Genomic DNA, 23,105 nt, shown 5'->3' with positions numbered 1-23,105 from the left:
AATCCTTTGTTAAACCACGCCTGCGCGCAGCATGTCATGCATATGTACCACACCAATTAGCTGGTCGCCATCAGCAACCAGAACGGAAGTAATATGGCGGGACTGCATCAGATTCAGTGCATCGACGGCCAGTGTGCCCGGCCTTACGCGAATACCGCCAGAGGTCATGACATCGGCGATATTAAGGGTGTGTAAATCGACGCCCATATCGAAGACGCGGCGTAAGTCACCGTCGGTGAAGATGCCTTCGATTTTCATCAGGTCGTTACAGATTACCGTCATGCCCATGTTTTTACGGGTGATTTCCAGCAGGGCATCGCGCAGGCTGGCATCTTTGCTGACGTGCGGAATATCGTCGCCAGTGTGCATGATGTCATTGACGCGTAACAACAGTTTACGACCCAACGCCCCGCCCGGATGGGAAAGGGCGAAATCTTCCTGGGTGAAGCCGCGGGCTTTAAGCAGAGCAACCGCCAGGGCATCGCCCATCACCAACGTCGCCGTGGTGCTGGTCGTCGGTGCCAGACCCAGCGGACAAGCTTCCTTCGGCACTTTAATGCATAAATGGATATCTGCAGCTCGACCCATGGCGCTTTCAGGACGTCCCGTCATGCAAATCATCGGCACCTGAAGACGCTTTAACACCGGGATCAGCGCGAGGATTTCGTTTGACTCACCAGAGTTGGAAATGGCAATCACCACGTCCTGCGGGGAAACCATGCCTAAATCACCGTGGCTTGCTTCACCCGGATGAACAAAGAAGGCCGGCGTACCGGTGCTGGCGAACGTCGCCGCCATTTTTTTGCCAATATGTCCGGATTTCCCCATCCCCATGACAACCACTTTGCCGGGGCAGTAAAAAATCTTCTCGCAGGCGGCGGAGAAATCAGCATTGATGTACTGATCGAGCTGAGCCAGGCCTTCACGTTCAATATTAAGGACGTCTTTTCCCGCTTGTTGAAAGTCAAAGCCCGGCTGTAGATCTATGTGTGACATATTTTCGTTTCCAATTTATCCAACGACTGGCGATGCCACAAACCACAGCACCGCGATCCATACGATAAACGCACATGTTAACAGAGCGCCGGTCGACTTGCCGATAGAGCGCGGCTTACGCCAGCAAAGCAGGGCGAAAATGGCACTAACCGCTAACATCACCCAGTAGTCCCGGGCGAAGGCCAGCGGGTCAATATCTCCAGGTGCGATAAGCGCCGGGATACCCAACACAAAGACAATATTAAATATATTCGATCCTATGATATTGCCGATGGCTATGTCATCTTCACCTTTACGCGCTCCGGCGATAGCGGTGGCAAGTTCTGGCAGGCTGGTACCGATAGCAATCACCGTCAGGCCAATCACGAGCTGGCTGACACCAAAGAAATTGGCCAGCACGGTGGCGTTATCGATAACCATCCGCGTCGCCATCGGTAAAATGATCAGGGCCACGGCAAGCCAGAGAAACGCGACGGAACGAGAGCCATCGCGGGGCAGCTCGGCTATCTGCTCTCTTGTCAGGTTATCGTCACCCTGTTTTTCAGCCAGGCGAGCGAGTTTAACGATAAACAGCAGGTACAGAGCTGCCGCCACGATAAGCACGACGCCGTTGAGTCGGCTGAGGTGATTATCGAAAAGAAGCAAACCTGCAATACCGCTGAAGAGCAACATTAGGGGCAATTCGCGGCGCAGGATATCGGAATTGACGGTAAATGGGTGTAACAGCGCCGCCAGCCCCAAAATCAGCATGATGTTAGTGATATTGGAACCAATCGCCGTGCCAACCGCTAAATCCAGTTGGCCGTGAAGCGCAGCGGAGCCCGCGACGATCATCTCCGGGAGCGACGTGCCGATACTCACGACAGTCATGCCGATAATTAGCGGCGGAATCCCAAAATTGCGGCACAGTATTGAAGCGGCAAACACCAGACGGTCGGCACCATAGACCACCAGGAGTAAACCGATAATTAACAGAGCCGTAGCTAACAGCATGTAAAATCCTTTATTCAGGTATAATCGCCGGTCCTGGGCCTGAAAAATTCCGGCGGGGCGCGCTTATCTGAAGGGAATCCAATAATTCTTAATTCTGACTTTAAGCGCTCTAAAAGTAAAACAAATGCCAGCTTTCGCTAACCGCAGCGGGTAATATTCTGTAAAAATGAGGGTCTTCCACTGCGTTTTGGCACCAAGCTTTATCCATACACTCTTTAAAAGGAAGGATGATGAGCCAGAAAGAGGCGAATCTGGTCGACATTTGCGGGGTGAGTTTCTCACGTGGCAGTCGACGTATTTTCGACAACATCTCTCTGACGGTACCACGGGGCAAGATCACTGCCATTATGGGCCCATCCGGGATAGGGAAGACCACGCTGCTGCGTCTGATTGGCGGGCAAATTGCCCCTGAGTGCGGCAAAATTCTCTTTGACGGTGAAAACGTGCCGGAAATGTCACGCTCGCGTCTGTTCACCGTGCGTAAACGGATGAGCATGCTTTTCCAGTCAGGTGCCCTGTTTACCGATCTGAATGTTTTTGAAAACGTTGCCTATCCGCTACGCGAACATCGACGTCTGCCTGAACCGCTGTTGCATAGTACGGTGATGATGAAGCTCGAAGCCGTTGGTCTGCGAGGCGCTGCGAATCTGATGCCTTCTGAACTGTCAGGCGGTATGGCGCGCCGTGCCGCGCTTGCTCGTGCGATTGCGCTTGAACCCGATCTCATCATGTTCGACGAGCCATTTGTCGGCCAGGACCCTATCACCATGGGCGTACTGGTGAAATTAATCTCCGAACTAAACAATGCCTTAGGCGTTACGTGCATCGTGGTTTCTCACGACGTACCGGAGGTGCTGAGTATCGCGGATTATGCCTATATCGTTGCCGATCAACATATCGTGGCGGAAGGCAGCCCTGAAATGCTGCGCGAGAACCGCGAGCCACGGGTGCGTCAGTTCCTCGACGGTATTGCGGACGGCCCGGTACCCTTCCGCTATCCTGCGGCGGATTACCAGGCCGATCTATTATCTGAAACAGGGAGTTAGCGGACTATGCTCTTAAATGCACTGGCATCGTTCGGACGGCGTGGCTTAAAAACCTGTGCGTCGTTTGGTCGTGCCGGGTTGATGCTCTTTAATGCAGTGGTAGGGAAACCTGAATTCCGCAAGCACGCGCCGCTGCTGGTTCGTCAGCTCTATAACGTTGGCGTGCTGTCGCTGGTCATTATCATCGTTTCTGGCCTGTTTATCGGCATGGTGCTGGGCTTGCAGGGTTACCTGGTGCTCACGACCTACAGTGCGGAATCAAGCCTGGGCATGCTGGTGGCGCTCTCGCTGCTACGCGAGCTGGGGCCGGTGGTTGCCGCGCTGCTGTTTGCCGGACGGGCAGGTTCAGCGTTAACTGCTGAAATTGGCCTGATGAAAGCGACAGAACAGCTCTCCAGTATGGAAATGATGGCTGTCGATCCCCTGCGCCGTGTCGTGTCGCCGCGCTTCTGGGCGGGGGTCATCTCGCTGCCGCTGTTAACACTGATTTTTGTCGCCGTAGGAGTCTGGGGCGGGGCACTGGTCGGCGTAAGCTGGAAGGGCATCGATGCCGGTTTCTTCTGGTCCGCCATGCAGAATGCCGTTAACTGGCGTCTCGATTTAGTCAACTGTGTTATTAAAAGCCTCGTGTTTGCCGTGACCGTAACGTGGATCGCGTTATTTAATGGCTACGACGCTATTCCGACGTCCGCAGGGATCAGCCGGGCAACGACACGTACCGTTGTGCACGCCTCTCTGGCCGTTCTTGGCCTTGATTTTGTGCTCACAGCACTGATGTTTGGGAATTGAGTTCATGCAAACAAAGAAATTTGAAATTGGCGTTGGTGCCTTTCTGCTGGTGGCGCTGGCCGCTATCATCTTCCTGTGTCTGAAAGTGGCCAATGTCACCTCACTGCGCAGTGAACCTACTTATCGCGTGTATGCGACCTTTGATAACATCGGTGGTCTGAATACAGGTTCCCCGGTTCGCCTGGGCGGCGTGGTTATCGGACGCGTTGCAAGCATTGAGCTTGACGAGAAAACCTACCTGCCACGCGTGACGATGGACATTGAACAGCGCTACAACCACATTCCTGATACCAGCTCGCTGGCGATCAGGACTTCCGGTTTGTTAGGCGAGCAGTTCCTGGCGCTGAACCTGGGCTTTGACGACCCGGAACTCGGTTCGTCTATCCTTAAAGACGGGGGCAGGATCCAGGATACCAAATCAGCGTTAGTCCTCGAAGACTTAATCGGTCAGTTCTTGTATAAGAGCGGAAACGACGATGAGCACAAATCCGGGGATGCCCAGCCGGCAGCCGGGCAAAGCAATGATGCAGCGCCTCAGTCAGGCACGACGAACTAATCAAAGAGGAAAATTAATATGTTTAAACGACTTGTGATGATCGCCATGCTGGTGATTGCCCCGCTCTCAATGGCGACAGCGGCGGACCAGACTAATCCGTATAAGCAGATGAACGAAGCGGCGCAGAAAACCTTTGACCGCCTGAAGAACGAGCAGCCAAAAATCCGTCAGAATCCGAACTACCTGCGTGACATCGTTGGTCAGGAACTGCTGCCTTATGTGCAGATAAAGTACGCTGGTGCGCTGGTACTGGGCCGTTACTATAAAGACGCAACCCCGGCGCAGCGCGAGGCGTATTTCAAAGCGTTCGAAGAATACCTGAAGCAGGCCTATGGCCAGGCGCTGGCTCTGTATAACGGTCAATCCTATCAGATTGCCCCGGAACAACCGTTGGGTGACGCGACCATCATCCCTATTCGCGTCACGATTATCGATCCAAATGGTCGTCCACCGGTGCGCCTGGACTTCCAGTGGCGTAAGAACAGCCAGACCGGCAACTGGCAGGCATTCGATATGATTGCCGAAGGCGTCAGCATGATCACCACCAAGCAAAATGAATGGAGCAATATCCTGCGTACCAAGGGCGTCGATGGCCTGACCGCGCAGCTGAAGGCGATTTCCCGGCAGCCGATCACTCTGGATAACAAAAAGTAATGAACGAACAGCTGAGCTGGACGCGAGACGGCAATACGCTGAAACTCGCCGGTGAGCTGGACAGCGAAACGGTTCAGACCCTCTGGGCGAAACGTGACAAAGTGATGAGCGGCGTGCAGTCGCTCGATCTTTCAGATTTGTCCCGTGTGGACACCGCAGGGGTCGCCCTGCTTATCCATCTGATTGCCCAGGCTCGCAAGCAAGGAACCGAGATGAGGTTGTCTGGAGCCAGCGATAAGCTCCAGACGTTGGTGCAACTTTATAATCTGCCCGACGGCCTGCTTCCCACCTTTGCAAGCCAGTAATTTCATAGCGTTACTCTTCACGCCCTCAGGTCAGCTCGACCCGAGGGCTTTTTGCTTATTTAAGCTGACGCCACTTTCCTCTAAGATGTGTGGCTAATTCACTAACCGACGAATATATATCCCATGGAAAATCATGAAATTCAGACAGTGCTGATGAACGCACTGCCCCTCCAGGAAGTCCACGTTTCCGGCGACGGTAGCCACTTTCAGGTGATTGCGGTGGGAGAGCTGTTCGGCGAGTTAAGTCGCGTGAAAAAACAGCAAACGGTTTATGCGCCGCTGATGGAATTCATCGCCGATAACCGGATTCACGCCGTGTCGATCAAAACCTACACTCCTCAGGAGTGGGACCGCGATCGCAAACTAAATGGTTTTTGAACAATTCGCCCTGTGCGAGTTGTAATAACTTGAATTCAATAGAGAATTTTTTAATGGATAAATTTCGTGTACAAGGCCCCACTCAGCTAAGTGGTGAAGTCACTATCGGCGGGGCGAAAAACGCCGCGTTGCCGATCCTGTTCGCGGCCCTGCTGGCTGAAGAGCCGGTTGAGATCCAGAACGTCCCTAAGCTGAAAGACATCGACACCACCATGAAGCTGCTCAGCCAGCTGGGCACTAAAGTCGAGCGCAATGGTTCCGTGTTCATTGATGCAAGCCAGGTGAACATCTTCTGCGCGCCTTACGATCTGGTGAAAACCATGCGTGCTTCCATCTGGGCGCTTGGCCCCCTGGTAGCCCGTTTCGGCCAGGGTCAGGTCTCTCTGCCTGGCGGCTGTGCTATCGGCGCGCGCCCGGTTGATTTACACATTACCGGTCTGGAACAGCTGGGGGCGGAAATCAAGCTGGAAGAGGGGTATGTTAAAGCCTCTGTCAATGGTCGCCTGAAGGGCGCGCACATCGTCATGGACAAAGTGAGCGTTGGTGCCACCGTGACCATCATGAGTGCCGCAACGCTTGCTGAAGGCACTACCATCATCGAAAACGCGGCGCGCGAGCCAGAAATCGTTGATACCGCGAACTTCCTGAATACGCTGGGTGCGAAAATCACCGGCGCAGGCAGCGACCGTATCACCATCGAAGGCGTTAAACGTCTGGGCGGCGGCGTTTACCGCGTGCTGCCTGACCGTATCGAAACAGGTACGTTCCTGGTTGCAGCAGCGATCTCACGCGGCAAAATCATCTGCCATAAAGCACAGCCGGATACCCTGGATGCGGTACTGGCTAAACTGCGTGAAGCCGGTGCGGATATCGAAGTGGGCAAAGACTGGATCAGCCTGGATATGCACGGCAAGCGTCCTAAAGCCGTCACCCTGCGTACTGCGCCACACCCTGGCTTCCCAACCGACATGCAGGCCCAGTTCACCTTGCTGAACCTCGTTGCCGAAGGGACCGGTGTTATCACCGAAACCATCTTCGAAAATCGCTTCATGCACGTGCCGGAACTGATTCGTATGGGCGCGCACGCTGAAATTGAAAGCAACACCGTTATCTGCCACGGCACAGAAAAACTCTCTGGTGCGCAGGTTATGGCAACGGATTTACGCGCCTCAGCAAGCCTCGTGCTGGCGGGCTGTATTGCCGAAGGAACCACTATCGTTGACCGTATCTACCACATCGACCGCGGCTATGAGTGCATTGAAGCTAAGCTTCAGGCGCTGGGTGCCAACATCGAACGTGTGAAAGGCAGCGGCGGCGAATAACTTCGCTCGCTCAGAGACCGGGGGTTTAGCTATCCCCGGTTTTTTTTTGCCATAATAAAAGCCTCTTCTTCAGAACAGCTATTGCGATGATCAAATCCCTCTATATCGACAACTATCGCTCCGTCAGAAAATTATCCATCGATCTGGAACGTCTTAACGTCGTCTTCGGGCCAAACGGCTGCGGCAAATCTAACATCTATAAGGCGATTCACCTGATCCACGGGGCGGCCAGCGGGCAGCTGTCGCACTGGCTATCTGACGAGGGGGGGATCCATAAGGCGATGTGGGCGGGCGATCGGGCGAAGGGCTACGCCAGCGCGCCACGCCGCGTAACGCTTGCCGTCGAGACGGACGTTTTCGAATACGAATTGCAGGTTGGTTTCCCGGAAAAACTCCCTTATCCGACTATGTTCGATCTCGATCCCATCGTCAAAGAAGAGCAAATCTGGCTGAGCGGTTTTCGCCGTCGACCTTCGTCGAGCATCATGCAGCGGCGTAACCAGACTGTTTTCCTGAACAATGTAAATGGCGAAAAGGTCACCCACGCCGCCACGCTCTATGAAAACGAATCGCTGTTCGGCCAGCTTGGTGAGCCTCATCTTTACCCGGAGGTCTCAAGCGCACGGGAAACGCTGCGCAACTGGCGCTTTTACCATGAGTTTGATATCTCGAAGGGGGCCGGGCTACGATTGCCACAGGTGGGTTATCGTTCGCCCATACTCAGCGGCGACGGATTAAACCTGGCGGCGGCGTTTCAGACTATTGTCGAGATAGGCGACAGCGAACTGCTCTTCACCGTGCTGGAGGAAGCGTTCCCTGAATGCGTTTTCTTTTGCGATAACGGCAACGGTCGTTTTCAGATGATGATGACCCGTAAGGGGATTAACCGGCCGCTCGAATCGGCAGAGTTTTCAGACGGAACGCTGCGTTTTCTGTGCCTGGCTGTCGCATTGCTCAGCCCGCGTCCACCGCGTTTCATTGCGCTAAACGAACCGGAAAATAGCCTTCACCCGCAAATGTTGCCTGCGCTGGCACGGCTGATTGCTGAAGCCAGCCGCTACACACAAATTTGGCTGACCAGCCACTCCCGCGAGCTGGCACAGCTCATTGAGAAACACACGGCGTTTACGCTTTACGAACTGGGCATTGAAAACGGCGAAACGCGTGTTAACAGACTGACATGATGTTAAACCGGTAAATCAATCAGCAGCGCACGCAGCGGCGTATCGGCAACCAGCGTCAGGCTGGCTTCGTCGCGGATAAATGCGCCATCGCCGCAGGTCAGCCCTTCTTTTTCTTCTGTTTGCGTCACGGCATGAACGGTTCCGTGGATAGACTGCAAATACGCGCGTGGACCCTGCAGCTGGAAGTTCAGCCGTTCGCCTTTTTGCAGCTCGATATGGTGCAGCCAGACCTGCTGACGCAGCTGAACACTCTGCTCGCTCCCGTCCGGGGAGGCGAGGAGCTGCCGGGCCTGGTCGGTAATAGCAATCTTCTGTACCGCCGAATTTTCTCGTTCAGGACAGGCATCCAGCCAGATTTGCAGACGCGTGAGCGAACGCTCCTTACTGAGATTATGTTCGCTGTAGCTGATGTCTGGCTGAGTCGAAAGCAGCAGCGCCTCACCCGCTTTTGCCTGCACGTGGTTACCTTCGCTATCGCGGTATTCGGCTTCACCTTCCAGAATCAGATTTAAAATATCCACCTTCGGATAGGTGCGCGGCTGGAACGAAGCCCCTGGCGCCAGCACTTCCTGATTGAGCACGCGCAAAGAAGCGTAGCCCAGCAATTTCGGGTCGAAATAGTGGCCGAAGGAGAATGTATAGCGCGCCTGTAACCATCCGTAGTCCGCGTTGCCGCATTGTTTGGCTGTTCTTGGCGTAATCATAATATTTTGACCTCTTTTACACTTAAGCCATGGTAAAGGTCTGGACGCTGCATTGTTAGCCAGTTAATCTGCTCGCTATGTTCAAATTTCCTGAATGAGAACGAGATGGCTAAAGAGAGAGCATTGACGCTTGAGGCACTAAGGGTGATGGACGCAATAGACCGCCGTGGCAGCTTTGCCGCCGCTGCGGACGAACTTGGACGCGTGCCTTCTGCGCTTAGCTACACCATGCAAAAATTAGAAGAAGAACTGGATGTTGTGCTGTTTGACCGCTCTGGCCATCGCACCAAATTCACTAACGTCGGGCGAATGCTGCTCGAGCGTGGGCGAGTCCTGCTGGAAGCTGCGGATAAACTCACAACGGACGCTGAAGCCCTTGCGCGCGGTTGGGAAACGCATCTGACTATCGTCACCGAAGCTTTGGTTCCCGCGGTAAAACTATTCCCGTTAGTCGACAAGCTGGCCGACAAAGCCGATACCCAGCTGTCGGTCATCACCGAAGTTCTGGCCGGAGCCTGGGAGCGCCTGGAGCAGGGAAGGGCAGATATCGTGATTGCACCGGATATGCACTTCCGTTCCTCGTCTGAGATCAATTCACGCAAGCTTTACTCGGTCATGAGCGTCTACGTCGCCGCACCGGATCATCCTATTCATAACGAGCCAGAACCGCTTTCAGAAGTGACTCGTGTGAAATATCGCGGTATTGCCGTGGCGGATACCGCCCGCGAGCGCCCGGTGCTCACCGTTCAGCTGCTGGACAAACAGCCGCGCTTAACCGTCAGCTCAATGGCCGATAAACGGCAGGCATTGCTGGCGGGTCTTGGCGTTGCCACTATGCCATACCCGCTGGTGGAGCAGGACATCGCCGAAGGACGCCTGCGCGTGGTCAGCCCGGAGTACATCAGGGAAGTTGATATTATTATGGCGTGGCGGCGGGACAGCATGGGTGAGGCGAAGGCGTGGTGCCTGCGAGAGATCCCTAAACTTCTGAAATAAAAAGTGGGTAACGCTGTCGCTTACCCACCTTACGTGTCGGGAACCTTGCAGGGCGGATAAGCGAAGCGTCGCCAACAATCCTTAGTCGCTCACCAATGTCGCATCCATCAGCTTCGGATCGCTGCCAAAGCGGTTCTCGCCCGGCGTACCGTTCTGACAGTTGAAGATCAGAATCACGATCCAGCCGATAATCGGGATCAGCACCAGCAGCAGCCACCACGCTGAACGATCGGTATCGTGCAGGCGGCGGAACTGAACGGCCCACGACGGTAACATGATCAGCAAACCGTAAATCGTGGTGAGCATCCCTTCATCGGCGGCGATTTTCAGCCCCAGCATTTTATCCAGAATGCTCAATACGCCGGTCAACACCAGGTTGACGAGAATAAACATCCAGTACTCTTTGCGGCGCGCGCGCCCGCGAAAGCCAACATAGTTTCTTAATACTTTGAAATACCAATCCATTTGCGGCCTGCCTTGAATAAGTGTCAATCACTTGATCTGTAAGCGATCTCTTCAAGAATAGCCGTGAATGGATTGTGCGTAAATCATATCTCAGACGAATATTATCAACCTTTGCTAAACCGCACATCGCGGCCGTGCGGCTCGTTCAAATCCTGCGCGGGGCCGATGGAGATAATTCCGGTCGGGTTGATGGTCTTGTGGCTGCGGTAATAATGGTTGCGGATATGCGGGAAACTTACGGTTTCCGCCACGCCCGGCAGCTGGTAGAGATCGCGCAGGAAGCCGTACAGGTTCGGATAATCGCTGATACGGTGCTTGTCGCACTTAAAGTGGGTGACGTAAACCGGATCAAAGCGTACCAGCGTGGTCCACAGACGAACATCTGCTTCGGTTAAAGTATTGCCCGTCAGATAGCGGTGCTTATCGAGGATCTGCTCGAGACGAGCCAGAGATTCAAACACTTGCACAACCGCCGCGTCGTAAGCTTCCTGCGTTGTGGCGAAGCCGGATTTATAAACGCCGTTATTGACCGTGTCGTAGATCCAGCCGTTCAGCTCATCAATCTGGCTGCGCAATGCCGGTGGATAATAGTCCCCGGCTCGTGCCCCCAGCGCGTCAAAAGCGGAGTTAAGCATACGAATGATTTCAGCAGATTCGTTGCTGACGACGGTCTGCGTTTTCTTATCCCACAACACGGGAACGGTAACGCGCCCGGAATAGTGCGGATCGGCCTGCAAATACAGCTGATAAAGATAATCATGCTGATAAAGCCCGTCGCCGGTAGCCTCCGGGAAATCGTCGTCGAACGTCCAGCCGTTTTCAAACATCAGCGGGCTGACGACCGACACGGAAATAAACGACTCCAGCCCCTTCAGCGCGCGCATAATCAGGGTGCGATGCGCCCACGGGCAGGCAAGAGAAACGTAGAGATGGTAACGGCCTTTCTCGGCGGCAAATCCGCCCTTGCCTGACTGACCCGGCTCACCATCGGCGGTCAGCCAGTTACGGAAGGCAGATTCAGAGCGCTTAAAGCTGCCGCCGGTGGATTTGGTGTCGTACCACACGTCATGCCATACGCCGTCAATTAACTGTCCCATGCTTTTCTCCTCGTCATGCAGAAATAAAAAAAGCGAAGGGATTAGCCTTCGCTTTTACTGATTCAGTATAGAACGCTTACCACTTTTTATTCAGCGCACGGTCGATGCTGTAAGCACCTGGACCGAAGACGGCCAGCAGCAGATAGCCACCTGCGATAGTAAAGTTCTTCATGAACATGATGGAGTTCGGGCCCTGCGCAAAATCAGCGTGGAACAGGAACGCTGTCAGCAGGGTAAATACGGCGGTGATAAGGGCCGTAGTACGGGTCAGGAAACCGAACAGAATTGCCAGGCCGCCGCCGAATTCAAGCAAAATGGTCAGAGGCAACAGGAACCCTGGTACGCCCATCGATTCCATATATTGTTGCGTGCCGGCGTAGCCCGTAATTTTTCCCCAGCCCGCCACGATGAACAGGATTGGCATCAGGATACGCGCTAACAGAACACCAGCATCATCTAATTTTTTCATTTTACTCTCCAACGTTTTTTATTCGGGTGCTATCAGCCCGGTGATTTATGTCTTAGCTATTTCCGGAGGTTACCGGCAGGCGCTGTCGATGGAGAGGATAATAGACGGGGCGAAATAAGATTGTTAGCAAGGAAAACTGTCATTGTTCTTCAAATATATTGAGCAAGGATATCAGGCAAAAAAATACCGCCCCGAAGGGCGGTACGGTCAGTGATGAGTTTGCTGCTGTACCGTATTGCGTATCAGCCGCCAGGCGCTCCAGGCACCAAAGCCGCGTCTCGCCCAGCGCATCAGGAAGCTGGGGTGACGGACACTCCAGATTGCCATCACGCTGCTGGCGATAAGCGCATAGCTGCGCAGGCTCATAATAGTGTGCCAGCCGCGATCGTAAGAACCGGTAACTTCCAGCCACTCTCGCTTGCCGGCACTCAGATCCAGCCTTTGCTGCTGAATGCGGCTCAGCAACAGCGCTTTACGCTTATTACGCTCGCGGTCACTCATGGTTTCTCGTCCTCAAGCAGCTCGCGGTCATTCTCCAGCTCGCGACGGGTATGACGCAGCAGAGTTGACTGACGGGACTTATATAACGTCCAGACACCGCCTATCAGGGCAAGAGCCAGCAGCACTACCGTGGTAGCAATCATCGCGTTCAGGCGGTACTGAGGATCGACCGCCCAGATGACCAGCACCATCAGGCTCATCAGTCCAAAGGCCGCAAATAACATGGTTAAGCCAAGCATCAGCAGCAGCTGAACAAGATGGGCTTTCTCCTCTTCCAGTTCCACGACCGCAAGACGTACGCGTGTTTCCACCATCCCTACGATGATGGTAACCAGACGCTGTCCGACACCGAGGACGCCTTTACCCGGCCCCTGAGGTTGACGAGATTCAGCCATAATTAGCGTCGCGTCATCAGAACGCCCAGCACGACGCCAATCGCCGCACCAATACCTACGCCAGTCCATGGATTTTCACGCACATAATCGTCAGCTTTCGCGGCCGCTTCACGCGTCTGTTTTGCAATCACATCGCTGGTTTCACCAAGGCGATAACGGCTCTCTTTCAGGGCTTTCTCAGCCTTGCCGCGTAATTTTTCCAGTTCGGTTTTTGACTTATCCGTCGATGCGTTAAGCACCTCTTCGAGCGTATCTGCCAGGGATTTCAACTCAGCGCGCAAATGTTCTGATGTAGTATCTTTTGACATGGTTCTCTCCAGGTGTTTGAGGTTGATCCTTCGATTTTAGTAATCGCGGGCTTCCAGGCTTTTTAGCTCATGCTCAGCTTCAGACAGTTTTTCTTCACGCTTGGTAATTTTGTCTGCATCGCCTTTCTGACGGGCTTCCTGAAGATCCGCTTTACGTTCCGCGATCTCTTCTTTTTGTTCGTTGATTTTTTTCTGATGTTCGGCGCGCAGGCTGCTATCTGTGCAGTTAGCCCGGACTTCTTTTAGCGCTTTATTCAAACCATCAATGCGGTGCTGATTCTGATGCTTTTCCGCATAGCCAATTTCACGCTGAATATCCGCCTCTTTCTCACTGCACAGGGAAGCAGCTTGAGTGGCAGAAGTAAGAGATAACAGGGCGATAGCCAATACGGTACGGTAATTCATGATGGTAACCTTCCATTGTGAAAGCGGGCATGTGCGCACTCAAGCGACAGCCAATGTCCAAAATCTGATAAAAGACGCTGATTTCGCGCAGTTAAATCAAACTCAAGCATAGACAAAAACTGGATGAAAACCCAATTTTTGCAAATGAATTAAGAATATTCAGCGGCTTCAGCCGATACGATCGCCGTGGTTACGCAGACGCGAGAGCCAGGCACTGGCACTGTCATTTTCTTCCTGCAGAGCAATCACATAGCCGCGAGGCAGCGTTCTGTAGAGCACGGCTTTGGCGGCTTCGCTTTGCGCGCTGGAATCAAACTTAATTAACAGCGAGTTATTTTCTGGGGTAATACTTTTAAAGCGGATGCCGTTAGCATCCAGATGATGCCAGACAATAAAACCGTCCGGCATGCTAATCCCCTGCTGGCTGCTGCTGATTTGCAGGGTGGATTCCGTTTGCTGCATGCCAGACCACACGAGCAGCGCGCTCATCAGAAGTCCGGCGATCAGCAGCGCCGCCCGTAGGCGACGCAATAATTCTGGTTTCATCGTTATCCCTCTAACCACGGTTACCGTATTTTTTACGCCAAAGCACAATTAACGAACCGATCAGGCCAAATACCAGCAGCACCACGGGCAGCAGCATCAGGCAGGACATCAATGCATCTTCGTATTTCAGGAATACCGGCGTTTTACCCAGCAGGTAGCCCAGAGAGGTGAGAATTAACACCCACAGCAGGCCGCTCATCCAGTTAAAGAACTGGAAGCGCGCATTACTCAGACCAGAAATTCCGGCAATAGTTGGTAACAATGTGCGAACAAAAGCAATAAATCTGCCGATTAACAGGGCGGAAAGGCCATGCTTATGGAAAAGATTGTGCGCACGCTGGTGATAGTGGGCAGGCAAATGTGACAGCCAGTTCTGCACAATACGCGTATTACCAAGCCAGCGCCCCTGAATGTAACTAAGCCAGCAGCCCAGGCTTGCGGCGGTGGTCAATAATAAAACGGTTTGCGGGAAGCCCATTGCACCTTTGGCAATCAGTACCCCGACAAGCACCAGCAGGCTGTCACCCGGCAGGAATGCGGCGGGCAATAACCCATTTTCAAGAAAGAGAATCATGAACAAAACAAAATAAAGCATGCCAATCATCCCGGGATTGGCAAGCGTTTCAAAATCCTGGCTCCACAGAGCGTTCAGCAGTTGGGTCAAAAGTTCCATTCAGTGTTCCTGGCACATCGATTAAGGTCGCCGGTATGAATCGGGTCAGCTATAAAGCGGCACTGGAGTTAGTTTTATTTAACCGCTTGCACATAGCCCGGACAGGTCTTGCGTCACCACTCCTTGTGTGTACGAATAAGACGCTGGAAGACAAAGCTCTTCAGAGGCTATGAAATTGCATCTAATTGTAACAAAGCCGCGGGTAAAGCGTCAGAGAATTTGTACTTTGTTGAGGGTTGATTTTGCTTACCGGGGAGGGGGCTGGCGAGGGTATTTACAAACGCTGACACTATTGGTTGGTTTGCTTACCCCCGCGGGCAGAAATGACTATTTTTGACTGCTTGATGACGTTTCCAGGTGAACCACCGGGTTTTCTGCAAACAGATAGCGATCGGCGTTAAATTCGAAATCGTCGCTGGTGGCGTTAAACAGCATCTGCTTGGTGTTCTCAAGGTGTTGCCACATGGCGAGCTTTGCCCCGTGTGGATCTTTGCGGATCAGAGCCTTGAGAATATTGTCGTGGTCATCACACCAGTTATCCACCGTGCGCATATCAATGTGCTCGTGAAGTTTTTGCCAGTACGGATTATGAATACGCTGGCTCCACATTTTTTCAACAATTGCCGCCAGCGCGCTGTTCTGCGTCGCCAGAGCAACCTGAGTATGGAAGTGCAAATCCCACTCGGAATCCCGGAAGCTCATCTCCTTACGTGCCATCTCCTGAATTTCCATCAGCTTCACAATATCCTGCTTGGTCACCTGGGTGGCGGCAAACTCGGCAATATTGCTTTCGATAAGCTGGCGCGCCTGTAAAAGCTCAAAAGGCCCAAAGCTTGCGAACTCAAAACGTTCATCAGGGATATGGGTATGTTTCGCCTGGCTGGAAATGACATGAATGCCCGAACCTTTACGAACCTCCACGTAGCCTTCTACTTCCAGCATGATTATCGCTTCGCGCACCACCGTGCGGCTGACATTTTTCTCTTCAGCAATAAAGCGCTCAGCGGGCAGTTTTTCACCCACGTGATAGACGCCGCTTTCAATACGATGTTTTAACTCAGCGGCCAGCTGCTGATACAGGCGACGGGGTTCCATGACTTCCATTTAAGGCTCCGGGGGATACGGCAAGTGACATGATCTGTTATACCACTTTTCTGATATTCGCTCTACTTTGTCCCTGTGCTCAAAAATGCGAAAGCCGCCTTTCGGCGGCTTTTGAGAGAACGCTCAACAATCACGACTGAGTAACGGTTGGCCCCGTTTTTGATGGCGACTGCAGCTCGCTAATCGGCTGATTCTTAAGCACCGTCCAGATAACCAACGCGCCCAGCAGATCGAACACGGCAAGGGCAGCAAACAGCGGGCTGAATCCCATGGTATCGGCCAGCGCACCAACAACCAGGGCGAACAGCGTACTGGCCGTCCATGCTGCCATCCCGGTCAGGCCGTTAGCAGTAGCCACTTCGTTACGTCCGAACACGTCGGAAGAGAGGGTAATCAGCGCCCCGGACAGCGCCTGGTGGGCAAAACCACCGACGCACAGCAAAGCGATTGCCGCATAAGGGCTGGTAAACAGACCGATGGTCCCTGGTCCAATCATCAGGACCGCGCCCATGGTCACAACCATTTTGCGTGAAACAATCAGGTTCACGCCAAACCAGCGCTGGAACAGCGGTGGCAGGTAGCCGCCAAGCACGCAGCCAAGATCGGCAAACAGCATTGGCATCCAGGCGAACATGGCAATATGTTTTAAATCAAAGCCATACACCTTGAACATAAACAATGGGATCCAGGCGTTAAACGTCCCCCATGCTGGCTCAGCCAGGAAGCGTGGCAGGGCGATGCCCCAGAACTGACGGTTCTGGATAATCTGCCAGGCCGACATCTTTTTGCTGTTGTTGGTCTGGTGGTGGGCTTCCTGGCCGCCAATGATGTATTCACGCTCCTCTTCCGTCAGCTTCTTCTGATCGCGTGGGTGCTTATAGAACATCAGCCACGCCATGGCCCAGGCGAAGCTCAACACGCCGGAGATAATAAACGCCATCTGCCAGCTGTGCATCAGGATAGCCCAGACGACCAGCGGCGGTGCGACCATTGCTCCAATGGAAGAGCCCACGTTAAACCAACCCACGGCGACAGAGCGCTCTTTCGCCGGGAACCATTCGCTGCTGGCTTTCAGGCCCGCAGGGATCATGGCCGCTTCCGCAGCACCGACCGCACCACGAGCGACGGCCAGACCGCCCCAGCTTCCTGCAAGCGCAGTCGCGCCACAGAAAATTGCCCAGGCGATGGCGAAGAAGGCGTAACCAATCTTAGTGCCGAGGATATCGAGAACGTAACCAGCGACCGGCTGCATCACCGTGTAACACGCTGAATAAGCGGCGATAATATAGGAGTATTGCTGTGTCGAAATATGCAGTTCTTGCATCAGCGTCGGTGCGGCGGCGGCCACGGTGTTACGAGTAAGATAACCCAGCACGGTGCCCATGGTGACCAGGGCTATCATGTACCAGCGCAAGCCTTTAATCTTTCGCATTTCAAACTTCATCCCGTCTTTTGCAGCCCCGCGAACGCGGCTGACGTCAGGCTCGTGCCTTGACGTGAGTCTTTTTAAAGGGGGACTTGCCGGGGGTATAACCCGATAAGACCCGTACCTTGCCATAAATTAAAATGTGCCTTCGGCAAACCAGGTCTCCTTACCCTGTGCGCGGCTTGTCATGCCAGCGTCTGAATCTTTCCGTGTTAAGAGGTATTGCGAGGGCAGCAAGATAACTTGTCATACAGCTTTAAAAGTTGAGTGACATCACAAAAGGGTTTTTTGGGCCATTTCAGAGTGGGAGCGGCTTTGTAGCCAGTAATGACGCGGGTTTTGGGCTGTTTTTAGCCAGAGTATTCGCAAAAAAAGTACGGGTTTTGTGATGGCTCCCGCAAAAATCTGCTCCGCTCATCTAAATTGGTGTGATAACTTTGTCTTCATTATGCGTAAGCATCGAAATGCTATGTACAGAGGAATCCTTACATGACCCCGTTTATGACTGACGATTTTCTTCTCGATACAGAATTTGCCCGCCGCCTGTATCACGACTATGCGAAAGATGAGCCGATTTTTGACTACCACTGCCACCTTCCGCCGCAGCAGGTTGCCGACGACTACCGCTTTAAAAACCTGTATGACATCTGGCTGAAAGGCGATCACTACAAGTGGCGCGCGATGCGGACCAACGGTGTGGCAGAACGCTTGTGTACCGGCGATGCCAGCGACCGTGAAAAGTTTGACGCCTGGGCTGCCACCGTACCGCACTGTATCGGCAACCCGCTTTACCACTGGACCCACCTTGAGCTGCGCCGCCCGTTCGGCGTTACCGGTAAACTGCTATCACCTTCAACCGCTGACGAAATCTGGAACGAATGCAATGAACTGCTGGCGCAGGATGAGTTCAGCGCGCGCGGCATCATGAAGCAGATGAACGTCAAAATGGCAGGCACCACCGACGATCCCGTTGACGACCTGCGCTATCACCGTCAGATTGCCGACGACGGCTTCGACGTGAAAGTGCTGCCAAGCTGGCGTCCGGACAAAGCCTTCAACATTGAGCTGCCAACCTTTGCGGAGTACATGAACAGGCTGGCGGAGGTTTCTGATACTGATATTCGTCGCTTCGGCGATCTGCTGACGGCGCTGAACAAACGTCTGGATCACTTTGCCGCCCACGGCTGTAAGGTGTCGGATCACGCGTTAGACGTTGTGATGTTCGCCGAAGCGGACGAAGCGACGCTGGACGGAATTCTGGCAAGCCGCCTGGCGGGCAACGAGCTGAGCGAGCACGAAGTGGCCCAGTTCAAAACCGCCGTTCTGGTCTGGCTCGGCTCACAGTACAGCCGCCGCGGCTGGGTGCAGCAATACCATATTGGCGCGCTGCGTAATAACAATCAGCGCCAGTTCAAACTGCTGGGCGCGGACGTGGGCTTCGACTCCATCAACGACCGTCCGCTGGCGATGGAGCTTTCCCGCCTGCTGAGCAAGCAGAACGAAAACAACGAGCTGCCAAAAACCATCCTCTACTGCCTGAACCCGCGCGATAACGAAGTGATCGGCACCATGGTCGGTAACTTCCAGGGTGAAGGGATGCCGGGCAAAATGCAGTTTGGCTCCGGCTGGTGGTTTAACGATCAGAAAGACGGCATGGAGCGCCAGATGACCCAGCTCGCGCAGCTCGGCCTGCTGAGCCGCTTTGTCGGCATGCTCACCGACAGCCGCAGCTTCCTGTCTTACACCCGTCATGAATACTTCCGTCGCATTCTGTGCCAGATGATTGGCCGTTGGGTTGCGGCGGGTGAGGCACCGGCGGATATCCAGCTGCTGGGCGGCATGGTGAAAAACATCTGCTTTAACAATGCTAAAGACTACTTCGGCATTGAACTGAACTAGTCGGGACCGAGGCTGATATGCAATACATCAAGATCCATGCGCAGGACAACGTCGCCGTCGCGCTAGTGGACCTGGCTGAAGGTGAAGTGATTGCCGTTGAAGGCGCAGAAATTACCCTGCGCCAGCCGGTCGTTCGCGGCCATAAGTTTGCGCTGGGGGCCATAGCCCAGGGCGACAACGTGATTAAATATGGCCTGCCGATTGGTCATGCGCTGGCGCCCATTGAAGCAGGTGAACATATTCACTCGCACAATGCGCGCACCAACCTCAGCGATCTGGATGAATATCGCTATCAGCCTGACGTGCTGGAACTTGCGGAGCAGGCCGCCGATCGTGAAGTGAACATCTACCGCCGCGCCAATGGGACGGTCGGGGTGCGCAACGAGCTGTGGATCCTGCCCACTGTCGGCTGCGTTAACGGGATTGCGCGGCAGATCCAGAATCGCTTCCTGAAGCAGAACAACGACGCGGAAGATATCGACGGTGTGTTCCTTTTCAGCCATCCGTTTGGCTGTTCGCAGCTGGGGGAAGACCACATCAACACCCGCACCATGCTGCAAAACATGGTGCATCACCCGAACGCGGGCGCGGTGCTGGTGATTGGTCTGGGCTGTGAAAACAATCAGGTGAACGCCTTCCGCGAAACGCTGGGTGAATACGATCCCGAACGCGTGCGCTTTATGATCTGCCAGCAGCAGGACGATGAGGTGGAAGCAGGCCTTGAGCAGTTGCAGGCGCTGTACGAAACCATGCGCCACGACAGGCGCGAAGCGGGCAGGCTCAGCGAACTGAAGTTCGGTCTGGAGTGCGGCGGCTCTGACGGCCTGTCCGGTATCACCGCCAACCCAATGCTCGGGCGTTTCTCTGACTACATGGTGGCGAACGGCGGCACCACGGTGCTGACGGAAGTGCCGGAAATGTTCGGTGCCGAACGCATCCTGATGAGCCACTGCCGCGACGAAGCAACGTTCGACAAAACCGTCGCCATGGTTAACGATTTCAAGCAGTACTTTATTGCCCACAACCAGCCGATTTACGAAAACCCGTCGCCGGGTAACAAAGCTGGCGGCATCACCACGCTTGAAGAGAAATCCCTCGGCTGCACCCAAAAGGCGGGCGAGAGCGAAGTGGTGGACGTACTGCGCTACGGTGAACGGCTGAAAACGCCGGGGCTGAACCTGCTGAGCGCGCCGGGCAATGATGCCGTCGCGACCAGCGCGCTGGCCGGAGCAGGGTGCCATATGGTGTTATTCAGCACTGGTCGCGGCACGCCGTACGGCGGCTTTGTGCCAACCGTGAAAATCGCCACTAACAGCGAGCTGGCGGCGAAAAAACCGCACTGGATTGATTTTGACGCGGGTGAACTGCTGCACGGCAGCGACATGCCGACGCTGCTTAATCAGTTCATCGACCGTATCGTTGACATCGCCAACGGCAAAAAAACCTGCAATGAACGCAACGACTTCCGTGAACTTGCTATCTTTAAAAGCGGAGTAACTTTGTAACTCCGGGCTGGAAAGCAGCGCGTCGCCCGTCGATTTTTTGGTGGATGACGCTGCTGCTTATCCCCCCTACGTAGAGGCGTACCAGACACAGCCGGAGGCTGGCAAGGACAGAACATGACCGCGTATTGGATCGCCCAGGGCGTGGGCGTACTCGCCTTTGCCGTCGGCATCACGACGTTCATCAACCGCGACGAGCGGCGCTTCAAGCTTCAGCTGGCAGGCTACAGCGCCATCATCGGGCTGCATTTCTTTCTTATGGGCGCTACCCCGGCGGGCTTCAGCGCCGAACTCAACGCCGTGCGCACCGTTATCTCGCTGCGAACCCGCAGCGTGTGGGTCATGTCCCTGTTTATCGCGCTGACGCTGGGCCTCGGGCTTGCGAAGTTCACCCATCTGATGGAGCTGCTGCCGATTGTCGGCACCGTTGCCAGTACCTGGGCGCTGTTCCGCTGCAAGGGGCTTACCACGCGCTGCGTCATGTGGTGTTCCACGGCGTGCTGGGTGACGCATAACTTCTGGCTGGGATCGATCGGCGGCACGCTCATTGAGGGCAGTTTTCTGATCATGAACGGGCTGAATATTATTAGGTTCTGGCGGATGCAGAAGCGGGGGATTGACCCGTTCCTTGTCGAGAAGAAAGTGCAGGAGCAGGAGTAAAATCCCCGCCGTTGCCGACGGGGAGGAGAAGAGTTAACCGCGCAGAGGGTCTTTATTTGCCAGACGTGCGTCTTCGGCCTGACAGGCCGCCGCAGTGAACAGCACGTCCGTCGAAGAGTTCAGCGCCGTTTCGGCAGAATCCTGCAGTACGCCAATAATAAAGCCAACCGCGACCACCTGCATGGCGATCTCATTCGGAATACCAAACATGCCGCACGCCAGCGGGATCAGCAACAGTGAACCACCCGCCACGCCGGACGCACCGCAGGCGCAAACCGCAGCCACTACGCTTAACAACAATGCCGTCGGCAAATCTACCGCCACGCCCAGCGTATGAACCGCAGCAAGGGTCAGCACGGTAACAGTAATAGCCGCACCGGCCATGTTGATAGTTGCACCCAGCGGAATCGACACGGAATAGGTATCACGATCCAGGTTCAGCTTCTCGCAGAGGCTCATATTCACCGGAATGTTCGCCGCTGAGCTGCGGGTGAAGAAGGCGTAAACGCCGCTCTCACGCAGGCACGTCAATACCAGCGGATACGGGTTGCGGCGGATTTTGTACCAGACCAGCAGCGGATTGACGATAAGCGCCACGCCCAGCATACAGCCAATCAGCACCAGCAGCAGATGCGCGTAGCTCCACAGCGTTGCGAAACCCGTCGTGGCAAGCGTGGAGGCAACGAGGCCGAAAATACCAATCGGCGCAAAACGAATCACCACTTTCACCAGGAACGTCACCGCGTTGGAAACATCGGTCACCAGGTTTTTAGTCGTTTCGTTACCGTGACGTAATGCAAAGCCCAGGCCCACGGCCCACACCAGAATACCGATATAGTTAGCATTCAGCAGTGCATCAATGGGATTGGAAACCATGCTCATCAGCAGGCCGCGCAGAACTTCCACAATCCCTGACGGCGGCACGATATCGGTCGCCCCGGTGGTCAGATGCAGCGTGGAAGGGAAAAGGAAACTGACAACAACGGCGGTTAACGCAGCGGAGAACGTCCCCAGCAGATAAAGGAACAATATAGGGCGAATACTGGTTTTTTGTCCGTGCTGGTGGTTAGCAATGGACGCCATCACCAGCATCAGCACCAGAACTGGCGCTACGGCTTTCAGCGCACCAACGAACAGCGTACCTAATAAACCGGTGGCGATAGCGGCGTCTTTTGACACCATCGCCAGTGCGATACCCAGCACCAGGCCAACGAGAATTTGCTTAACCAGACTACCGTGCGCCAGGCGCGAGAGAAGTCCTGGAGATTGTGTTGCCATGTCTTACCTTCCTGTTGTGTGTCGTCCAATCCTGAATCTGCGCTCTGAGGCGCCTGAATGATCGGATGTAATCAAGTATGTTTGCCTGGTCGAGTATAAGGAAAAGTGGCGGGTCAGGAAGAGTTAATCACTAAATAGTTAGCGGTTATCCAGGTTTTATAACCACTACGTAACAATATTGTGACATTGGCTACAGTTGTCAAAGCTGGCGGATGACGCATTCGCTTATCCGCCCTTGTATCTTGAACCGGTAGCTGGTTAGCTACCGGTTACACGAAACGGAGGAAGCTTGTATCCGCCCTGAAGACGCCGATCTTTCTTCGTAGCTTAAGCCCTCCGTTTCACCTTTCACGTCACTCAAAATCCGAACGGTAACCAGAAGCTCTGACTTCGTATGTACAAGGCTGGAATGACGTGTTGGCTCAGGTGAAAGGAGACAAAATATGTTCACTCT

The 23,105-nt window shown here is 54.2% G+C and carries 27 protein-coding genes; 12 read left to right on the top strand and 15 right to left on the bottom strand.

Annotation, left to right across the window (positions count from 1 at the left end; all coding sequences use genetic code 11):
- Window positions 1-9: 9 nt before the first annotated feature.
- Both kdsD and HYQ67_RS18780 read right to left on the bottom strand, forming a co-directional pair.
- Window positions 10-996 (bottom strand): arabinose-5-phosphate isomerase KdsD, encoded by a 987-nt coding sequence (kdsD, locus tag HYQ67_RS18785; RefSeq protein ID WP_202306104.1) that lies wholly within the window; start codon window positions 994-996, stop codon window positions 10-12.
- A gap of 15 nt (window positions 997-1,011) precedes the next feature.
- Complete coding sequence (locus tag HYQ67_RS18780; protein ID WP_202306102.1) at window positions 1,012-1,989, bottom strand: calcium/sodium antiporter; 978 nt, start codon at window positions 1,987-1,989, stop codon at window positions 1,012-1,014.
- A gap of 230 nt (window positions 1,990-2,219) precedes the next feature.
- Here HYQ67_RS18780 and mlaF point away from each other — a divergent pair, with 230 nt between their 5' ends.
- The 8 genes from mlaF (at window position 2,220) to HYQ67_RS18740 (ending at window position 8,223) form a co-directional block, all read left to right on the top strand.
- Complete coding sequence (gene mlaF, locus HYQ67_RS18775) at window positions 2,220-3,035, top strand: phospholipid ABC transporter ATP-binding protein MlaF (protein WP_202306100.1); 816 nt, start codon at window positions 2,220-2,222, stop codon at window positions 3,033-3,035.
- Between the two features lie 6 nt (window positions 3,036-3,041).
- Window positions 3,042-3,824, top strand: coding sequence for a lipid asymmetry maintenance ABC transporter permease subunit MlaE (mlaE, locus tag HYQ67_RS18770; RefSeq protein ID WP_202306099.1), 783 nt, complete (start codon window positions 3,042-3,044; stop codon window positions 3,822-3,824).
- A 4-nt stretch (window positions 3,825-3,828) separates the two neighbouring features.
- The gene (mlaD, locus tag HYQ67_RS18765; protein WP_202306097.1) at window positions 3,829-4,380 is read left to right on the top strand and encodes an outer membrane lipid asymmetry maintenance protein MlaD; all 552 of its coding nucleotides are present in this window, start codon (window positions 3,829-3,831) and stop codon (window positions 4,378-4,380) included.
- Between the two features lie 18 nt (window positions 4,381-4,398).
- Window positions 4,399-5,034, top strand: coding sequence for a phospholipid-binding protein MlaC (gene mlaC / locus HYQ67_RS18760; protein WP_202306096.1), 636 nt, complete (start codon window positions 4,399-4,401; stop codon window positions 5,032-5,034).
- The gene (mlaB, locus tag HYQ67_RS18755) at window positions 5,034-5,339 is read left to right on the top strand and encodes a lipid asymmetry maintenance protein MlaB (RefSeq protein WP_202306095.1); all 306 of its coding nucleotides are present in this window, start codon (window positions 5,034-5,036) and stop codon (window positions 5,337-5,339) included. The genes mlaC and mlaB overlap by 1 nt, the downstream gene beginning before the upstream one ends.
- 123 nt (window positions 5,340-5,462) lie before the next feature.
- Complete coding sequence (gene ibaG / locus HYQ67_RS18750; protein ID WP_121266380.1) at window positions 5,463-5,717, top strand: BolA family iron metabolism protein IbaG; 255 nt, start codon at window positions 5,463-5,465, stop codon at window positions 5,715-5,717.
- 53 nt (window positions 5,718-5,770) lie between these two features.
- Window positions 5,771-7,039, top strand: a complete 1,269-nt coding sequence (gene murA, locus HYQ67_RS18745; protein WP_202306094.1) for a UDP-N-acetylglucosamine 1-carboxyvinyltransferase — start codon at window positions 5,771-5,773, stop codon at window positions 7,037-7,039.
- 86 nt (window positions 7,040-7,125) lie between these two features.
- Window positions 7,126-8,223, top strand: a complete 1,098-nt coding sequence (locus HYQ67_RS18740; RefSeq protein ID WP_202306089.1) for an AAA family ATPase — start codon at window positions 7,126-7,128, stop codon at window positions 8,221-8,223.
- Window positions 8,224-8,225: 2 nt separating this feature from the next.
- Here HYQ67_RS18740 and HYQ67_RS18735 read toward each other — a convergent pair whose 3' ends face one another.
- Complete coding sequence (locus tag HYQ67_RS18735; protein WP_202306088.1) at window positions 8,226-8,927, bottom strand: pirin family protein; 702 nt, start codon at window positions 8,925-8,927, stop codon at window positions 8,226-8,228.
- 105 nt (window positions 8,928-9,032) lie between these two features.
- On the opposite strand from HYQ67_RS18735, the gene HYQ67_RS18730 reads away from it, so the two are divergent.
- Window positions 9,033-9,923, top strand: a complete 891-nt coding sequence (locus tag HYQ67_RS18730) for a LysR family transcriptional regulator (RefSeq protein WP_202306087.1) — start codon at window positions 9,033-9,035, stop codon at window positions 9,921-9,923.
- 81 nt (window positions 9,924-10,004) lie between these two features.
- Here HYQ67_RS18730 and HYQ67_RS18725 read toward each other — a convergent pair whose 3' ends face one another.
- The 11 genes from HYQ67_RS18725 to HYQ67_RS18675 all read right to left on the bottom strand — a co-directional run bounded on the left by HYQ67_RS18725 (window position 10,005) and on the right by HYQ67_RS18675 (window position 17,318).
- The gene (locus tag HYQ67_RS18725) at window positions 10,005-10,388 is read right to left on the bottom strand and encodes a DUF805 domain-containing protein (protein ID WP_202306086.1); all 384 of its coding nucleotides are present in this window, start codon (window positions 10,386-10,388) and stop codon (window positions 10,005-10,007) included.
- A gap of 104 nt (window positions 10,389-10,492) precedes the next feature.
- Complete coding sequence (locus tag HYQ67_RS18720; RefSeq protein WP_202306085.1) at window positions 10,493-11,485, bottom strand: glutathione S-transferase family protein; 993 nt, start codon at window positions 11,483-11,485, stop codon at window positions 10,493-10,495.
- Window positions 11,486-11,561: 76 nt separating this feature from the next.
- Complete coding sequence (locus tag HYQ67_RS18715; RefSeq protein ID WP_202306084.1) at window positions 11,562-11,954, bottom strand: DoxX family protein; 393 nt, start codon at window positions 11,952-11,954, stop codon at window positions 11,562-11,564.
- Window positions 11,955-12,161: 207 nt separating this feature from the next.
- Complete coding sequence (locus HYQ67_RS18710; protein WP_202306083.1) at window positions 12,162-12,455, bottom strand: YqjK-like family protein; 294 nt, start codon at window positions 12,453-12,455, stop codon at window positions 12,162-12,164.
- Window positions 12,452-12,850, bottom strand: coding sequence for a phage holin family protein (locus HYQ67_RS18705; protein WP_202306082.1), 399 nt, complete (start codon window positions 12,848-12,850; stop codon window positions 12,452-12,454). Before HYQ67_RS18705 ends, HYQ67_RS18710 begins: the two co-directional genes overlap by 4 nt.
- 2 nt (window positions 12,851-12,852) lie before the next feature.
- Window positions 12,853-13,158 carry an ElaB/YgaM/YqjD family protein gene (locus HYQ67_RS18700; RefSeq protein WP_202306081.1) on the bottom strand — a complete coding sequence of 102 codons (306 nt, stop codon included), beginning with the start codon at window positions 13,156-13,158 and terminating at the stop codon, window positions 12,853-12,855.
- A gap of 36 nt (window positions 13,159-13,194) precedes the next feature.
- On the bottom strand, window positions 13,195-13,563 hold the full coding sequence (locus HYQ67_RS18695; RefSeq protein WP_202306079.1) for a DUF1090 domain-containing protein: 369 nt from the start codon (window positions 13,561-13,563) through the stop codon (window positions 13,195-13,197).
- A 168-nt stretch (window positions 13,564-13,731) separates the two neighbouring features.
- Window positions 13,732-14,115 carry an EnvZ/OmpR regulon moderator MzrA gene (mzrA, locus tag HYQ67_RS18690; protein WP_408626193.1) on the bottom strand — a complete coding sequence of 128 codons (384 nt, stop codon included), beginning with the start codon at window positions 14,113-14,115 and terminating at the stop codon, window positions 13,732-13,734.
- 4 nt (window positions 14,116-14,119) lie between these two features.
- Window positions 14,120-14,782 carry a DedA family general envelope maintenance protein YqjA gene (gene yqjA, locus HYQ67_RS18685; RefSeq protein ID WP_202306077.1) on the bottom strand — a complete coding sequence of 221 codons (663 nt, stop codon included), beginning with the start codon at window positions 14,780-14,782 and terminating at the stop codon, window positions 14,120-14,122.
- Window positions 14,783-15,109: 327 nt separating this feature from the next.
- A complete protein-coding gene (gene exuR, locus HYQ67_RS18680) occupies window positions 15,110-15,886 on the bottom strand; it encodes a transcriptional regulator ExuR (RefSeq protein ID WP_202306076.1) in 777 nt (258 codons plus the stop codon).
- A 130-nt stretch (window positions 15,887-16,016) separates the two neighbouring features.
- Window positions 16,017-17,318: an MFS transporter gene (locus tag HYQ67_RS18675; protein WP_202306075.1), complete on the bottom strand. Its 1,302-nt coding sequence runs from the start codon at window positions 17,316-17,318 to the stop codon at window positions 16,017-16,019.
- Window positions 17,319-17,801: 483 nt separating this feature from the next.
- On the opposite strand from HYQ67_RS18675, the gene uxaC reads away from it, so the two are divergent.
- From uxaC to HYQ67_RS18660, 3 genes are all read left to right on the top strand, one after another.
- Window positions 17,802-19,211 (top strand): glucuronate isomerase, encoded by a 1,410-nt coding sequence (gene uxaC / locus HYQ67_RS18670; RefSeq protein ID WP_202306074.1) that lies wholly within the window; start codon window positions 17,802-17,804, stop codon window positions 19,209-19,211.
- 17 nt (window positions 19,212-19,228) lie between these two features.
- Window positions 19,229-20,716: a UxaA family hydrolase gene (locus HYQ67_RS18665; RefSeq protein WP_202306071.1), complete on the top strand. Its 1,488-nt coding sequence runs from the start codon at window positions 19,229-19,231 to the stop codon at window positions 20,714-20,716.
- 114 nt (window positions 20,717-20,830) lie between these two features.
- Window positions 20,831-21,373, top strand: a complete 543-nt coding sequence (locus HYQ67_RS18660; RefSeq protein WP_202306070.1) for a YgjV family protein — start codon at window positions 20,831-20,833, stop codon at window positions 21,371-21,373.
- A gap of 33 nt (window positions 21,374-21,406) precedes the next feature.
- Here HYQ67_RS18660 and sstT read toward each other — a convergent pair whose 3' ends face one another.
- Window positions 21,407-22,651, bottom strand: coding sequence for a serine/threonine transporter SstT (gene sstT / locus HYQ67_RS18655; protein ID WP_202306069.1), 1,245 nt, complete (start codon window positions 22,649-22,651; stop codon window positions 21,407-21,409).
- Window positions 22,652-23,105 lie beyond the last annotated feature (454 nt).

Origin of the sequence: Dryocola clanedunensis subsp. sulfonylureivorans, from assembly GCF_016756775.1 — a bacterium.
GTDB classification, from domain to species: Bacteria; Pseudomonadota; Gammaproteobacteria; order Enterobacterales; family Enterobacteriaceae; genus Dryocola; species Dryocola clanedunensis.
The sequence above is the reverse complement of the archived record's forward strand: the minus strand, read 5'-3'. Positions and strand labels throughout refer to the sequence as shown.

What these genes read in the sequence shown, in the direction of transcription:
- HYQ67_RS18660 (WP_202306070.1), top strand. Translation starts at nt 20,831, where the DNA reads ATGACCGCGTATTGGATCGCCCAGGGCGTGGGCGTACTCGCCTTTGCC.
- HYQ67_RS18730 (WP_202306087.1), top strand. Translation starts at nt 9,033, where the DNA reads ATGGCTAAAGAGAGAGCATTGACGCTTGAGGCACTAAGGGTGATGGAC.
- HYQ67_RS18675 (WP_202306075.1), bottom strand. Translation starts at nt 17,318, where the DNA reads ATGCGAAAGATTAAAGGCTTGCGCTGGTACATGATAGCCCTGGTCACC.
- HYQ67_RS18700 (WP_202306081.1), bottom strand. Translation starts at nt 13,158, where the DNA reads ATGTCAAAAGATACTACATCAGAACATTTGCGCGCTGAGTTGAAATCC.
- HYQ67_RS18780 (WP_202306102.1), bottom strand. Translation starts at nt 1,989, where the DNA reads ATGCTGTTAGCTACGGCTCTGTTAATTATCGGTTTACTCCTGGTGGTC.
- HYQ67_RS18695 (WP_202306079.1), bottom strand. Translation starts at nt 13,563, where the DNA reads ATGAATTACCGTACCGTATTGGCTATCGCCCTGTTATCTCTTACTTCT.
- HYQ67_RS18715 (WP_202306084.1), bottom strand. Translation starts at nt 11,954, where the DNA reads ATGAAAAAATTAGATGATGCTGGTGTTCTGTTAGCGCGTATCCTGATG.
- sstT (WP_202306069.1), bottom strand. Translation starts at nt 22,651, where the DNA reads ATGGCAACACAATCTCCAGGACTTCTCTCGCGCCTGGCGCACGGTAGT.
- HYQ67_RS18735 (WP_202306088.1), bottom strand. Translation starts at nt 8,927, where the DNA reads ATGATTACGCCAAGAACAGCCAAACAATGCGGCAACGCGGACTACGGA.
- murA (WP_202306094.1), top strand. Translation starts at nt 5,771, where the DNA reads ATGGATAAATTTCGTGTACAAGGCCCCACTCAGCTAAGTGGTGAAGTC.
- mlaB (WP_202306095.1), top strand. Translation starts at nt 5,034, where the DNA reads ATGAACGAACAGCTGAGCTGGACGCGAGACGGCAATACGCTGAAACTC.
- HYQ67_RS18710 (WP_202306083.1), bottom strand. Translation starts at nt 12,455, where the DNA reads ATGAGTGACCGCGAGCGTAATAAGCGTAAAGCGCTGTTGCTGAGCCGC.
- HYQ67_RS18720 (WP_202306085.1), bottom strand. Translation starts at nt 11,485, where the DNA reads ATGGGACAGTTAATTGACGGCGTATGGCATGACGTGTGGTACGACACC.
- ibaG (WP_121266380.1), top strand. Translation starts at nt 5,463, where the DNA reads ATGGAAAATCATGAAATTCAGACAGTGCTGATGAACGCACTGCCCCTC.
- HYQ67_RS18740 (WP_202306089.1), top strand. Translation starts at nt 7,126, where the DNA reads ATGATCAAATCCCTCTATATCGACAACTATCGCTCCGTCAGAAAATTA.
- uxaC (WP_202306074.1), top strand. Translation starts at nt 17,802, where the DNA reads ATGACCCCGTTTATGACTGACGATTTTCTTCTCGATACAGAATTTGCC.
- mlaE (WP_202306099.1), top strand. Translation starts at nt 3,042, where the DNA reads ATGCTCTTAAATGCACTGGCATCGTTCGGACGGCGTGGCTTAAAAACC.
- HYQ67_RS18725 (WP_202306086.1), bottom strand. Translation starts at nt 10,388, where the DNA reads ATGGATTGGTATTTCAAAGTATTAAGAAACTATGTTGGCTTTCGCGGG.
- mlaF (WP_202306100.1), top strand. Translation starts at nt 2,220, where the DNA reads ATGAGCCAGAAAGAGGCGAATCTGGTCGACATTTGCGGGGTGAGTTTC.
- mlaD (WP_202306097.1), top strand. Translation starts at nt 3,829, where the DNA reads ATGCAAACAAAGAAATTTGAAATTGGCGTTGGTGCCTTTCTGCTGGTG.
- HYQ67_RS18705 (WP_202306082.1), bottom strand. Translation starts at nt 12,850, where the DNA reads ATGGCTGAATCTCGTCAACCTCAGGGGCCGGGTAAAGGCGTCCTCGGT.
- yqjA (WP_202306077.1), bottom strand. Translation starts at nt 14,782, where the DNA reads ATGGAACTTTTGACCCAACTGCTGAACGCTCTGTGGAGCCAGGATTTT.
- HYQ67_RS18665 (WP_202306071.1), top strand. Translation starts at nt 19,229, where the DNA reads ATGCAATACATCAAGATCCATGCGCAGGACAACGTCGCCGTCGCGCTA.
- mlaC (WP_202306096.1), top strand. Translation starts at nt 4,399, where the DNA reads ATGTTTAAACGACTTGTGATGATCGCCATGCTGGTGATTGCCCCGCTC.
- exuR (WP_202306076.1), bottom strand. Translation starts at nt 15,886, where the DNA reads ATGGAAGTCATGGAACCCCGTCGCCTGTATCAGCAGCTGGCCGCTGAG.
- kdsD (WP_202306104.1), bottom strand. Translation starts at nt 996, where the DNA reads ATGTCACACATAGATCTACAGCCGGGCTTTGACTTTCAACAAGCGGGA.